The 12,777-nt window shown below is 70.9% G+C and carries 11 protein-coding genes; 7 read left to right on the top strand and 4 right to left on the bottom strand.

The window, feature by feature from the left end; all coding sequences use genetic code 11:
* Positions 1 to 190 precede the first annotated feature (190 nt).
* Positions 191 to 1,291: a S1 family peptidase gene (locus tag ACZ7CF_RS01835; protein WP_470368571.1), complete on the top strand. Its 1,101-nt coding sequence runs from the start codon at positions 191 to 193 to the stop codon at positions 1,289 to 1,291.
* 57 nt (positions 1,292 to 1,348) lie between these two features.
* On the opposite strand, the gene ACZ7CF_RS01830 is transcribed toward ACZ7CF_RS01835, so the two are convergent.
* Positions 1,349 to 1,846, bottom strand: coding sequence for a GbsR/MarR family transcriptional regulator (locus tag ACZ7CF_RS01830; protein WP_470368570.1), 498 nt, complete (start codon positions 1,844 to 1,846; stop codon positions 1,349 to 1,351).
* Positions 1,847 to 1,929: 83 nt separating this feature from the next.
* On the opposite strand from ACZ7CF_RS01830, the gene ACZ7CF_RS01825 reads away from it, so the two are divergent.
* Positions 1,930 to 2,817: an ABC transporter ATP-binding protein gene (locus tag ACZ7CF_RS01825; protein WP_360387258.1), complete on the top strand. Its 888-nt coding sequence runs from the start codon at positions 1,930 to 1,932 to the stop codon at positions 2,815 to 2,817.
* Positions 2,814 to 4,397, top strand: coding sequence for an ABC transporter permease (locus ACZ7CF_RS01820; RefSeq protein WP_470368569.1), 1,584 nt, complete (start codon positions 2,814 to 2,816; stop codon positions 4,395 to 4,397). Before ACZ7CF_RS01825 ends, ACZ7CF_RS01820 begins: the two co-directional genes overlap by 4 nt.
* Here ACZ7CF_RS01820 and ACZ7CF_RS01815 read toward each other — a convergent pair.
* Both ACZ7CF_RS01815 and ACZ7CF_RS01810 read right to left on the bottom strand, forming a co-directional pair.
* Positions 4,327 to 5,487, bottom strand: coding sequence for an MFS transporter (locus ACZ7CF_RS01815; RefSeq protein WP_470368568.1), 1,161 nt, complete (start codon positions 5,485 to 5,487; stop codon positions 4,327 to 4,329). The genes ACZ7CF_RS01820 and ACZ7CF_RS01815 overlap by 71 nt on opposite strands.
* A 139-nt stretch (positions 5,488 to 5,626) precedes the next feature.
* The gene (locus tag ACZ7CF_RS01810) at positions 5,627 to 6,460 is read right to left on the bottom strand and encodes a PAC2 family protein (protein WP_458434437.1); all 834 of its coding nucleotides are present in this window, start codon (positions 6,458 to 6,460) and stop codon (positions 5,627 to 5,629) included.
* Between the two features lie 114 nt (positions 6,461 to 6,574).
* Between ACZ7CF_RS01810 and metH the strand changes: the two genes are divergently transcribed.
* Both metH and ACZ7CF_RS01800 read left to right on the top strand, forming a co-directional pair.
* Positions 6,575 to 10,114: a methionine synthase gene (metH, locus tag ACZ7CF_RS01805; protein ID WP_470368567.1), complete on the top strand. Its 3,540-nt coding sequence runs from the start codon at positions 6,575 to 6,577 to the stop codon at positions 10,112 to 10,114.
* Positions 10,107 to 10,772, top strand: a complete 666-nt coding sequence (locus ACZ7CF_RS01800) for an HAD family hydrolase (RefSeq protein ID WP_470368566.1) — start codon at positions 10,107 to 10,109, stop codon at positions 10,770 to 10,772. The genes metH and ACZ7CF_RS01800 overlap by 8 nt, the downstream gene beginning before the upstream one ends.
* Here ACZ7CF_RS01800 and ACZ7CF_RS01795 read toward each other — a convergent pair.
* On the bottom strand, positions 10,765 to 11,370 hold the full coding sequence (locus ACZ7CF_RS01795; protein WP_470368565.1) for a hypothetical protein: 606 nt from the start codon (positions 11,368 to 11,370) through the stop codon (positions 10,765 to 10,767). The two genes, ACZ7CF_RS01800 and ACZ7CF_RS01795, sit on opposite strands and share 8 nt — an antisense overlap.
* Positions 11,371 to 11,470: 100 nt before the next feature.
* Between ACZ7CF_RS01795 and ACZ7CF_RS01790 the strand changes: the two genes are divergently transcribed.
* A complete protein-coding gene (locus ACZ7CF_RS01790; RefSeq protein ID WP_470368564.1) occupies positions 11,471 to 12,004 on the top strand; it encodes a GntR family transcriptional regulator in 534 nt (177 codons plus the stop codon).
* Between the two features lie 30 nt (positions 12,005 to 12,034).
* Positions 12,035 to 12,748 carry a GntR family transcriptional regulator gene (locus tag ACZ7CF_RS01785; protein ID WP_458433298.1) on the top strand — a complete coding sequence of 238 codons (714 nt, stop codon included), beginning with the start codon at positions 12,035 to 12,037 and terminating at the stop codon, positions 12,746 to 12,748.
* Positions 12,749 to 12,777 lie beyond the last annotated feature (29 nt).

The raw sequence follows: 12,777 nt of genomic DNA, 5'->3' as shown, positions 1-12,777 counted from the left end.
CCGGTAGGCAGCACGACATAGCGTCACCCGGACGGAGGAACGAACTGATCGGGCAGTTCGCCGCCTGGGGACGCCATGCATCCGGTGTCGTGCGAGCTGTGTTGCAGCACAGCCATCCCCCTCATCGCCGCTGCCCGGTCCGGTGTTACTCCCGGCCCTGCACGAGATCGAAAGATGAGGAGAAGTGCCTATGAAGCGCATTGCCTTCGCGGCGGTCGCCGTCCTGGCGGGTGCCTTCGCGGCGACGGCATCCCCTGCCGCTGTTGCCGCGCCGGAACCGTCGGCGGACCTCTTGGCCGCGATGCAGCGCGACCTCGGCCTCACCGCTGGGCAGGCGGCGGATCGGCTGCGCCAGGAGAGCGCGGCCGCGGTCCTGCAGCACGTCGCACGGGGTCTCGCCGGTGACGACTTCGGTGGCGCGTGGTTCGACGCGGCCACCGGCAAGCTCGTCGTGGGCGTGACCGACGAGGCCAAGTCGCAGCGGCTGCGCCGGCTCGGTGCCGAACCGAGGACGGTGGCCAACTCGGCCGGCGACCTCGACTCGGCCAAGGCGAAGCTGGACGCGGAGAAGGCCCCGGCCGAGGTCACCGGCTGGTTCGTCGACGCGAGGGCCAACGTCGTCACGGTCACCGCGAAGCGCGGCCAGGCGCAGGCCGCACAGGCGTTCGCGGCCAAGGCGGGCGCGCTCGCGAAGGTCGTCGAGACCGACGAGGCACCGCGGTTGCTCAAGGACATCCGCGGCGGTGACGCGTACTACATCAACAACGCCGGCCGCTGCTCGGTGGGCTTCGCGGTGCAGGGCGGGTTCGTCACCGCCGGTCACTGCGGCTCGTCCGGTGACTCCGTGGCCGGTGCCGACCGCACCGCGCTCGGCGCGTTCGAAGGTTCGTCCTTCCCGGGCAACGACTACGGGTGGGTCAAGGCCAACTCGTCCTGGACGCCTACGGCCAAGGTGAACCACTACGGCGGCGCCGACGTCGTCGTCTCCGGCAGCACCGAGGCCGCGGTCGGCGCGTCGATCTGCCGTTCCGGCTCCACCACGGGCTGGCACTGCGGCACGGTCTCGGCCAAGAACCAGACGGTGAACTACCAGGAGGGCTCGGTCAGCGGCCTCACGCGCACCGACGTGTGCGCGGAGCCCGGTGACTCGGGTGGCTCGTGGGTCAGCGGCACGCAGGCGCAGGGCGTCACCTCGGGTGGCTCCGGCAACTGCACCAGTGGCGGCACGACCTACTTCCAGCCGGTCAACGAGATCCTCTCGGCGTACAACCTGACGCTGGTCACGGGCTGACGTCCGGCGCATGGCTGAGAACGCCCGCGGGTCCCTGTCCCCGCGGGCGTTCCGCGTTCACGACTCGCGGTCGGCGATCCACTTCTCGCGGTGCGCCTTCCAGCGCTCGATCATCGACCCGAGCTCGCCGTGGCAGAACCGGAAGAACTCGCGGGTCTCGTCCAGCCGCGCCCCGGCGTCGGTGTGCGTGCCCAGCGCCGTGACGCCCTCCGACAGCACCTCGTCGATCATCCCGAGCATCTGGTCCTTGCGGAACGTCGCCTCGTACCAGACGTCGTCGCGCATCCGGTACACGTCCCGGCGCGAGCCGGGCTCCCGTTCGCGGCTCACGATCCGGACCTGGGTCAGGTAGCGCACCGCGCCCGACACCGCCGCCGGGCTGATCTGCAGCAGGTCGGCGATCTCGGCCGAGGTGAGCTTGCCGGAGTCGGTCGTGAGCAACGCCGCGAGTATCCGTGCGGGCATGCGGGCCATGCCCGTGTCCGACAGGATCGCGCCGAACCGTTCGACGAACTGGCTCACCGCCTGCTGGTCACGCTGGGTCACCCTGGTCACCGCGGCATCATCCCCTTCCGTCAGCCGATCGGGCAAAATTTACGGACTTCACGAAGTTGTGAAACAAGCGTAGCTTACCGGCCATGACATCTGCGATATCCGTGTCGGGCCTGGTGAAGACCTTCGGCCCGACGCGTGCACTGGACGATCTGAACCTGGACGTCCGGACCGGTGAGGTGCACGGCTTCCTGGGACCCAACGGTTCCGGCAAGTCGACGACGATCCGGATCCTCCTCGGCCTGCTGCGGGCCGACTCCGGCACCGCGCGGCTGCTCGGCGGCGACCCGTGGAAGGACACCGCGTCCCTGCACCGCCGCCTCGCCTACGTCCCCGGCGACGTGAACCTCTGGCCCAACCTGACCGGCGGCGAGGTCATCGACCTGCTCGGACGCCTGCGCGGCGGGCTGAACCCCGCCCGCCGCGCCGAGCTGCTGGAGCGCTTCGAGCTGGACCCGCGCAAGAAGGGCCGCACCTACTCCAAGGGCAACCGGCAGAAGGTCGCGCTGGTCGCCGCGCTGTCGAGCGACGTGGAGCTGCTGATCCTGGACGAGCCGACCTCGGGCCTCGACCCGCTGATGGAGGCCGTCTTCCAGGACTGCATCAACGACGAACGCGCGCGCGGCCGCACCGTGCTGCTGTCGAGCCACATCCTCGCCGAGGTCGAGGCGCTGTGCGACCGGGTGAGCATCATCCGCAACGGGCACGTCGTCGAGACCGGCACGCTCGCCGACCTGCGGCACCTGACCCGCACCTCGATCTCCGCGGAGCTCGCCGGCCCGCCCGACGGCCTGGCGCACCTCGACGGCGTGCACGACCTGGTCGCCGAGGGCAACCGGGTGAGGTTCGAGGTCGACTCGGACAAGCTCGACCTCGCCCTCAAGCAGCTGGTGTCCACCGGCGTGCGCACCCTGACCTCGCAGCCGCCCACGCTGGAGGAGCTGTTCCTGCGCCACTACGAGGACGCCAAATGATCGGCACCTGGCAGCTCGTGCGGCTGGCGTTGCGCTGCGACCGGGTGCTGCTGCCGGTCTGGGTGCTGTTCCTGGTCGGCGTCACCTACTCGACGACCACCGCGCTGGAGGAGCTGTACTCCTCGCAGGAGTCGCGGGCGCTGCTCGGCGCCACCGCGAACGCCAACTCCGCGTTCCTCGCGATGCTCGGCCCGTTGCACGACTGGTCGTCGCTGGGCGGCCTGGTGGTGTGGCGCTGGGGCGTGTTCTCCGGCCTGTTCGTCGCGATCATGGCCATGCTGGTCGTCACCCGCCACACGCGCGCAGAAGAAGAGGCAGGCCGCACGGAGCTCATCGCCGCCACGGTCGTCGGCCGGCACGCGCCCCTGGCCGCCGCGGTGGTCGTCGCGGGCGGCACGAGCCTGCTGATCGGGCTCCTGCAAGCGCTCGCGCTGATCGGCAAGGACCTCGACGCGGCCGGCTCGTTCGCGTTCGGCCTGTCGACGGCTTCGGTGGGCCTCGTGTTCACCGGCGTCAGCGCCCTGACCGCCCAGCTGTCGGAGAACTCGCGCGTGTCGAACGCGGTCGCGGGCGGCTTCCTCGGCGTCACCTACCTGTTCCGCGCGGCCGGCGACGCCGCGGGGGAGTCGGGCCCGCAGTGGCTGACCTGGCTCTCGCCGATCGGCTGGACCGAGCACGTGCGGTCGTTCGGCGACGACCGGTTCTGGGTGCTGCTGCTCCCGCTGGCGGCGTTCGTCCTGCTCGTGGGCCTGTCGAGCTACGTCGTGACCCGCCGCGACGTCGGGCTCGGCCTGCTGGCCGCGCGGCCCGGCCCGGCGCACGGCACGATCGGCAGCCCGTTCGGCCTGGCCTGGCGGCTGCAGAGGGGCTCGCTGATCGGCTGGTCGATCGCGTTGTCCGGCGTGGGCGTGATCTACGGCAGCGTCGCGCAGGCGGTCGGGCAGATGGTGCAGGACAACCCCGCGCTCGGGCAGGTCGTGCAGCAGATCGGCGGTGCCGACGCGATGGTGGACGCGTTCTTCGCGACCGTCACGCAGCTGCTGGGCCTGATCACGTCGATCTACCTGGTCCAGGCGGTGCTGCGGCTGCGGTCGGAGGAGACCTCGCTCCGGGCGGAGCCACTGCTCGCCACCCCGGTGTCGCGCTCGGGCTGGGTCGCCTCGCACGCGGTGTTCGCCCTGGTGGGCGGCGCGGTCGTGCTGGTGGCGGCGGGCCTGGGGCTTGGCCTGGTCTACGGAGTGCAGACCGACGACCTGGGCGGTGTGCTGCCGCGCATGGTCGGCACCGCGCTGGTCCAGCTCCCGGCGGCCTGGGTGGTCGCGGGCGTGGCGCTGGCGCTGTTCGGGGTGTTCCCGCAGCTCACCGGCGTGAGCTGGGCGGTGGTGTCGGTGTCGCTGGTGCTCACGCTGCTCGGCCCGGCCCTGCGGCTCGACCAGTGGGTGATCGACCTCGCGCCGTTCACCCACGTCCCGAAGTACCCGGACATCACCTTCGAGCCGCTCGGGTGGCTCACCGCGGTCGCGGTGGTGCTCCTGGCCGCGGGCTTCGCCGGCTTCCGGCGCCGCGACCTGACCACGTGACGACCGCGGGCACGACGACCAGCAGCGCGGCGGGCACGAGGAAGCCCGCGAGCGGGTGGGCCTGGTAGAGCGGGACGAACGCCAGCGGGGCCGCGGCGGCACCCATGAAGCGCAGCGACTGCACGACGCTGACGCTGCCGCCCCTGTTGGCGTTGTCGCTCTGCAGCACCAGCGCGTTGATGCTGACCAGCACGCCCTGCGCCGCCGCACCGGTCAGCGCCCACGCGACCACCACGAGCGCCGCCAGCGGGGCCGTGCCGACCGCGGCGACGAGACCACCGCCGAGCGTCGCGCCGACGACGACGGTGGTGGTCGCGCCGAACCGGTCGATCGCCCTGCCGATGTGCCGGGCGGTCAGGAACCCGACGACGCCGAACCCGGTGAGCAACAACCCGCGTTCACCGGCGCCGAGCCCGAACACGTCGTCCAGCCGGAACGCCACGAGGAACGACAGCCCGCCCAGACAACCCCAGCCGATGAACGCGATCAGCGCCGGCCGCAGCGTGCTCGGCACGAACGCGCTGCGCAGGCTCGCGTCCCGCTCCGGTTCGGCGTCGGTCTGCGGCACCCCCAGCACCGCGAGCCCGGCCGCCACGACCGCGATCACCACGAACGCCAGCCGCCAGTCGACCTCCGCGCTGAGCCCGCCCACCAGCGGCGCCGACGTCTGCCCGGCCGCCTGCATCGACCCGAACAGCCCCAGTGCGCGCCCGAGCTTCCCCTTGGGGGTCGAGGCGGCGATCACGGCCAGCAGCACCGGCGTGGTGAACGAGTTCGCCGCACCCTGCAACGCCCGCGAGGCCAGCAGCACCTCGAACGTCCACGCGCTCGCGGCCAGCAGGGACGTGACGGCGTAGGCGACGTACGCGATCCGGACCGTGCGCTGCGGTCCCCAGCGCTGCGCGAGCGTGCCGGACACCAGCATCAGCACCGCGAACGGCACGAGGTAGTAGGTGAGCGTCGAGGCCGCCGCACCCGGCGAGCGGCCGAAGCTGCCGCCGATCTCGGGCAGGACCGACGTGGTGACGGCGCCGCCGAACGGCCCGATCAGTGCGCCCGCGTACAACCCGGCGCGTGCCAACCGTCCCACGGACACCTCCGCCGTTCACCCTAATCGGGCCGGCGGCACAGATGCTTGCCGGGTGCTAACTTTCCCCGCCGTCCCGGCTGAGGGCGTCTGCAAGTACCACCAACCACCCTGTTGGTGGTACTTGCAGACGCCCGGAAGGTCAGCGCGGACCGGTCGACGGCCAGCCGGGACCGCGGCCACGACGGCGCAGGTAGCGCTCGAACTCGGCCGCGATGTCGTCACCGGAGGCCTCGGTGATCTGCATGGCCGCGTCGCCGCGCTCCTCCAGCGCACGCACGTAGTTGCGCACGTCCTCGTCCTCGTCGGCCATCTCGGAGACGGTCCGCTCCCACTCCTCCGCCTGTTCGGGCAGCGCGCCGAGCGGGACCTCGATGTCGAGGACCTCCTCCACCCGGTGCAGCAGCGCGAGCGTGGCCTTGGGGGAGGGCGGCTGCGACACGTAGTGCGGCACGGCGGCCCAGAACGAGATGGCCGGGATGCCGGCCCGCACGCACGCGTCCTGGAACACGCCGACGATGCCGGTCGGGCCCTCGTACTTCGAGTGCTCCAGGCCGAACTTCTCGGCGGCGTCCGCGTCGTAGGCGGTTCCGGTGACCGGGACGGGGCGGGTGTGCGGCGTGTCCATGAGCAGGGCGCCGAGCGTCACCACGGTCGTCACCCCGAGCACCTCGATGTGGCCGAGGAGCTCGTCCGCGAACTTGCGCCACCTCATGTTCGGCTCGATGCCGTGCACGAGGACCACGTCGACGGAGGAGCCGGGCGGCCGGCACACCGAGAGCCGCGTCGTCGGCCAGTCGACCCTTCGGGTGACACCGTCCACCATGCGGACCGTGGGCCGCGTCACCTGGAAGTCGTAGTAGTCGTCCGGGTCGATCTCGGCGAGCGGGGTGGCGTCCCAGGTGAGTTGCAGGTGCTCGACGGCGGTGCTCGCGGCATCGCCGGCGTCGTTCCACCCCTCGAAAGCGCAGACCATGATCGGGCTCGTGAGCGGTTCGCGCGGGTTCGCGGGGGTCGGGGAGTCCTGGGACGGATCGTTCACGGCGCCAGACTACGGCCTCCCCCAGCCAAGTCATCGTAGGCTTGGCCCATGCCTGATCGTGGATCCTCACCGTTCCTCGAAGCGCTGGTGAACCGGGTTGTGGTCGCCGATGGCGCCATGGGCACGATGCTCCAGGCCGCCGACCTCTCGCTCGACGACTTTGCCGGTCTCGAGGGCTGCAACGAGATCTTGAACGTCACCCGGCCGGACGTCGTGAAGGCCGTCCACCGCGGTTATCTCGAGGTCGGCGTGGACGCCGTCGAGACCAACACGTTCGGGGCGAACCTCGCGAACCTGGCCGAGTACGACATCGCCGACCGGATCCACCACCTGTCCGAACGCGGCGCGGCACTGGCCCGCGAGGTGGCCGACGAGTTCAGCACCCCCGACCGGCCGCGGTTCGTGCTCGGCTCGGTCGGCCCCGGCACCAAGCTGCCGACGCTGGGCCACGCCCCGTACGCCACGCTGCGCGACGCCTACGTGGAGCAGTGCCGCGGCCTGCTCGCCGGCGGCGTGGACGCGATCATCGTCGAGACCTCGCAGGACCTGCTGCAGACGAAGGCGTCGGTCGTCGGCGCCAAGCGCGCGATGACCGCGGAGGGCCGCACGGTCCCGATCATCGCCCAGGTCACCGTCGAGACGACCGGCACGATGCTGCTGGGCTCGGAGATCGGTGCCGCGCTGACCGCGCTGGAACCGCTCGGCATCGACCTGATCGGCCTCAACTGCGCGACCGGCCCCGCCGAGATGAGCGAGCACCTGCGCACGCTGGCCAAGCACGCCCGCATCCCGCTGTCGGTGATGCCGAACGCCGGCCTGCCCGAGCTCGGCCCGAACGGCGCCGTCTACCCGCTCTCCCCGGAGGAGCTGGCCCGTGCGCTGGCCGGGTTCGTCACCGAGTTCGGCACCCGGCTCGTGGGCGGCTGCTGCGGCACGACCGCGGAGCACCTGCGCCAGGTCGCCGCCGCCGTGCGTGACCTCGGCCCGCCCGCGCGCCGGCCGCGTCCCGAGCCCGGGGTGTCCTCCCTGTACCAGTCCGTCCCGTTCAAGCAGGACGCCTCGGTGCTGATGATCGGCGAGCGCACGAACGCCAACGGCTCCAAGGCGTTCCGGGAGGCGATGCTCGCCCAGAAGTGGGACGACTGCATCGAGATCGCGCGGGACCAGACCCGCGAGGGCGCGCACCTCATCGACCTGTGCGTCGACTACGTCGGCCGCGACGGCGAGGCGGACATGCGGGCGCTCGCGTCCCGCCTGGCCACCGCGTCGACGTTGCCGGTCGTGCTCGACTCCACCGAGCCGGACGTGCTGCGAGCGGGCCTGGAGTGCCTGGGCGGCCGGTGCGCGGTGAACTCGGTGAACTACGAGGACGGCGACGGGCCCGACTCGCGGTTCCAGAAGATCATGCGGCTGGTGTCCGAGCACGGTGCCGCGGTCGTGGCGCTGTGCATCGACGAGGAGGGCCAGGCGCGCACCAGGGACTGGAAGGTCCGCGTCGCCACCCGGTTGATCGAGGACCTGACGACGAACTGGGGCCTGCGCCGCTCCGACATCATCGTCGACTGCCTGACGTTCCCGATCTCCACCGGCCAGGAGGAGGTCCGCCGCGACGCGGTCGAGACGATCGAGGCGATCCGCGAGCTCAAGCGCCGCTACCCGGACGTGCAGACGACGCTGGGCCTGTCGAACGTCTCCTTCGGACTCAACCCGGCCGCGCGCCAGGTGCTGAACTCGGTGTTCCTGCACGAGTGCGTGCAGGCGGGCCTCGACACGGCGATCGTGCACGCGTCGAAGATCGTGCCGATGGCGCGCATCCCCGACGAGCAGCGCGCGGTGGCGCTGGACCTGGTCCACGACCGCCGCCGCGAGGGCTACGACCCGCTGCAGAAGCTGATGGAGCTGTTCGAGGGCGTCACCACCAAGTCGAACTCCGCGTCGCGCGCCGAGGAGCTGGCCGCGCTGCCGTTGTTCGAACGGCTGGAACGCCGGATCGTCGACGGCGAGCGCAACGGCCTGGAAGCGGACCTGGACCTCGCACTGGACGAACGCCCGGCGTTGCAGATCATCAACGACACGCTGCTGGCGGGCATGAAAACCGTCGGCGAGCTGTTCGGCTCCGGCCAGATGCAGCTGCCGTTCGTGCTGCAGTCCGCCGAGGTCATGAAGACCGCCGTCGCGCACCTCGAACCGCACATGGAACGGTCCGACGACGGCGGCAAGGGCCGCATCGTGCTCGCCACGGTCAAGGGCGACGTGCACGACATCGGCAAGAACCTCGTCGACATCATCCTGTCCAACAACGGCTACGAGGTCGTGAACATCGGCATCAAGCAACCGATCAACGCCATCCTGGAGGCCGCGCAGCAGCACCGCGCGGACGCGATCGGCATGTCCGGCCTGCTGGTCAAGTCGACCGTGGTCATGAAGGAGAACCTGGAGGAGATGAACTCCAGGGGCGTCGCGGCCCGCTGGCCGGTGCTGCTCGGCGGCGCCGCCCTGACCCGGGCCTACGTCGAGAACGACCTGACCGAGATGTACCTGGGCGACGTCCGCTACGCCCGCGACGCGTTCGAGGGCCTGCGCCTGATGGACGCGATCATGGCGGCGAAACGCGGAGAGACCCCTCTGGTCGACCCGGAGGCCCAGGCGAAGGCCGCCGAGCGCAAGGCCCGCCGCGAACGTGCGCTGCGCATCGCCGCGGCCCGCAAAGCCGCGCCAGGAGAGGAAGAAGCGGGAACCGGTCGTTCCGACGTGGCCACCGACAACCCGGTGCCGGTGCCGCCGTTCTGGGGCAGCCGCGTGGTGAAGGGCATTCCCGTCGCGGACTACAGCGCGCTGCTGGACGAGCGCGCGACGTTCATGGGCCAGTGGGGCCTCAAGGGCACGCGCGGCGGCGGCCCGACCTACGAGGAGCTCGTCGAGACCGAGGGCAGGCCACGGCTGCGGTACTGGATGGAACGCCTTGCGACAGAAGGTGTTCTTGCCCACGCCGCGGTCGTCTACGGCTACTTCCCGTGCGTGTCCGAGGGCAACGACCTGGTCATCCTGACCGAGCCCTCCCCGGACGCGCCGGAGCGCTTCCGGTTCCGCTTTCCGCGCCAGAAGAGGGATCGGCGCCTCTGCCTGGCCGACTTCTGGCGCGCCCGCTCGTCGGGTGAGGTCGACGTCATCGCGTTCCACCTCGTGACGATGGGCCAGCCGATCGCCGACTACGCCAACGAGCTGTTCGGCAAGAACGCGTATCGTGAGTACCTGGAGGTCCACGGACTGGGGGTCCAGCTCACCGAAGCGCTGGCCGAGTACTGGCACAAGCGCGTGCGCGAGGAGCTCGTGTGGCCGGCGGGCGGGTCAGTGGCCCAGGAAGACCCCGCCGCCGTCGAGGAGTACTTCAAGCTCGGCTACCGCGGCGCGCGGTACTCGTTCGGCTACGGCGCCTGCCCCGAGATGGAAGACCGCCGGCGCGTCGTCGACCTGCTCGACCCGGCCCGCATCGGCGTCACGCTGTCCGAGGAACTCCAGCTCCACCCGGAACAGTCCACCGACGCCTTCGTGGCGCACCACCCGGAGGCGAAGTACTTCAATGTCTGACCCGCAAGCTGTCCTGTGGGACATGGACGGCACGCTGCTGGACTCCGAGAAGCTGTGGGACATCCCGCTCTACGAGTACGCCGAGAAGCTCGGCGGGGTCCTGTCGGTGGAGACCCGCGAACGCATGGTCGGCAGCAACGTCCCCACGACGATGCGCCTGCTGTTCGCCGACGTCGGCATCGAACCGACCGACGCCGACATGGCCGACGGCGCCGCGTGGATCTCCCGCCGCACCGAGGAGGTCTTCCGCACCGGTCTGCCGTGGCGTCCGGGCGCTGCCGAGGCGCTGCGCGCGGTGCGGTCGTCCGGCGTGCCGATGGCGCTGGTGACCTCCACCGAACGGTCGCTGACCGAGGTCGCGCTCGACACCATCGGCCGCGACCTGTTCGACGTGACGGTGTGCGGCGACGAGGTGGACGGTCTGAACAAGCCGCTGCCGGAGCCGTACCTGAAGGCGGCGCGGTTGCTCGGCGTGGACGCGGCCGGGTGCGTGGCGGTCGAGGACTCGCCGACCGGTGTCGCCTCTGCGGTGGCGGCCGGGTGCACCGTGCTGGTCGTGCCGTGTGACGTCGAGGTGCCGGCGGGGGAGCGGCGGGTGTTCCGCGACTCCCTCGTCGGCGTCGACCTCGAAGTGCTGAAGGCGCTGCAGGTCAGGTGATCAGGCCAAGATCGTCGAACGGCACCAGAACGCAGTTGCTGAGCTGACGCACCAGGGCGGAGGCCACCATCCAGGGGATGTCCGGGTCGTCGAAGTACCGAGTTGCATCCTGCACCACCGCAGGACCACGCGCGCCGGGCCGGTGCAGCACACCTCTCACCCCGACGACGGGGAACTCGGTTGATCGGACTGCGACAGCGCCGCGTCGCAGTGCCGGGCAAAGCCGCAGGGAGAGCGTGACGCACGATCGGCACACGGGCGGCTCGTTGCACCCCATGCCCTCCGGCCAGTGCGGCCAGTCGTTGCGGTAGTCGCGCAACAGCCACAGCACGCCGTCGTCCGTGCGGTCCGCTGGTCCCGCGCAGACCTGGCACAGCAACCGCCGCATGGCTCGTCGCTGCCTGAGCGGGTGCACCCGGCCGAACTCAGGGCGTCCCACCTCGTGGCGAATCGGGCTGCGGAGCCACAACACACCGCGGGTGTCCCGATCAGTCAGGACTTCGTCCGCGTAGCCGATGCCGTGGCCTGGACGCACCACCAACTCGTAGGGCAGATCCTGCTCTGCGCTCCAAGCGGTGATGTAAGGGGCGTTGATCATCCGGGCAACCTTACTGCAATATCCGAAATGTACCTAGCTGATCCTATGACTAGGGTCTATGACAGCGGTACGCGCAGGACCCAGCCGAGGAGCGTGAGTGATGACGACCGTGCGCTCGTGGACGAGCGTCTCGATGCCGTACGTGAGCGGTCAACCCGGTGACGCTTGGGCTGCCGAGGCGCAGGTGCACGGCGGTGAGGGGACCCAAAAGCTGCTGGGCGTCGAGGAAGTGCCCGCCACCGCCGCGGTCGCCGCCATGCTCGACCTGGAACGAGGTGATCCGGTGGTGGTCAGGCGGCGCCTGATGTTGTTCGACGGCCAGCCGGTCGAACTCGTCGACTCGCACTACCCCGTGGTCATCGCTCGCGGCACCCGCCTCGCCGAGCCGCGCAAGATCCCCGGTGGCGCGGTGGCCTTCCTCGCCGGGCTCGGTCATCCCCCGAAGCGGGTGCGCGAGGACGTCAGCGCTCGTCTGGCCACAGTGGACGAGCGGACCGCGTTGCGACTCGAGGGCCCGTCTTGCGTTCTGCTGCTCGCGCGTTCGCTGCTGACCGAGGAGGATCGGCCCGTCGAGGCCACCGTGATGACGATGGTGTCCGATGGGCGGCGGCTGCGTTATGAGCTGACGCCATGACCGTCCAGACGAAGTTCCGAGGAGCAGGCATTGCCCCGCGCACGTGACGTCCGGCCCCGGCACGAGCAGATCGCGGCGGAGCTGCGCGACCTCATCATGCGCGGAGAGCTGCCGCCGGGTGCGCAGCTGCCGTCGACCGCACAGCTCGTCGCACAGCACGGTGCGGCCAACGCGACCATCCAGCACGCGCTGAAGGCGTTGAAGGACGAGGGTCTTCTCGACAGCCGCGCCGGCAAGGGCGTGTACGTCCGCGACCGGGAACCGCTGGTGGTCGACGCCGCTGCCTACATCGAGCCCGGGGCAGGCCGGTTCCGCTACGAGCTGCTCGCCGTCGACACGGTCGTCCCTCCGGCCGACGTGGCCGAGGGCTTGGGCCTCGGCCCCGGAGTGCCGGCGGTCGTCCGCACCCGGATCCTCAGCCACCAGGACCAGCCGGTGGAGCTGTCAGCGTCGTACTACCCGGTGGACATCGCCGGTGACACCGCCCTGGCCAGACCTGCGAAGATCCGCGGCGGTGCACCTCGGGCGCTCGCTGACCTCGGCTTCGTCCAGCGGTCGTTCGTCGACCGGATCTCAGCGCGCCCACCGACCGTTGCGGAAGCCGAGGCGCTCGACCTGCCCGGCGGGACGCCGGTCATCCGGCAGCTGCGGGTCGTCTACAGCGACCACGATCGCCCGGTGGAGGCGTCTGTGCTGATCAAGAGTTCGCACCGCTACGAGCTGCGCTACCACCAGGCCCTGTAGACCCGGGGCGGTCGCCGCGACGACCGCCC

It is taken from the genome of Lentzea sp. NPDC036955, assembly GCF_055608005.1.
The sequence above is the reverse complement of the archived record's forward strand: the minus strand, read 5'-3'. Positions and strand labels throughout refer to the sequence as shown.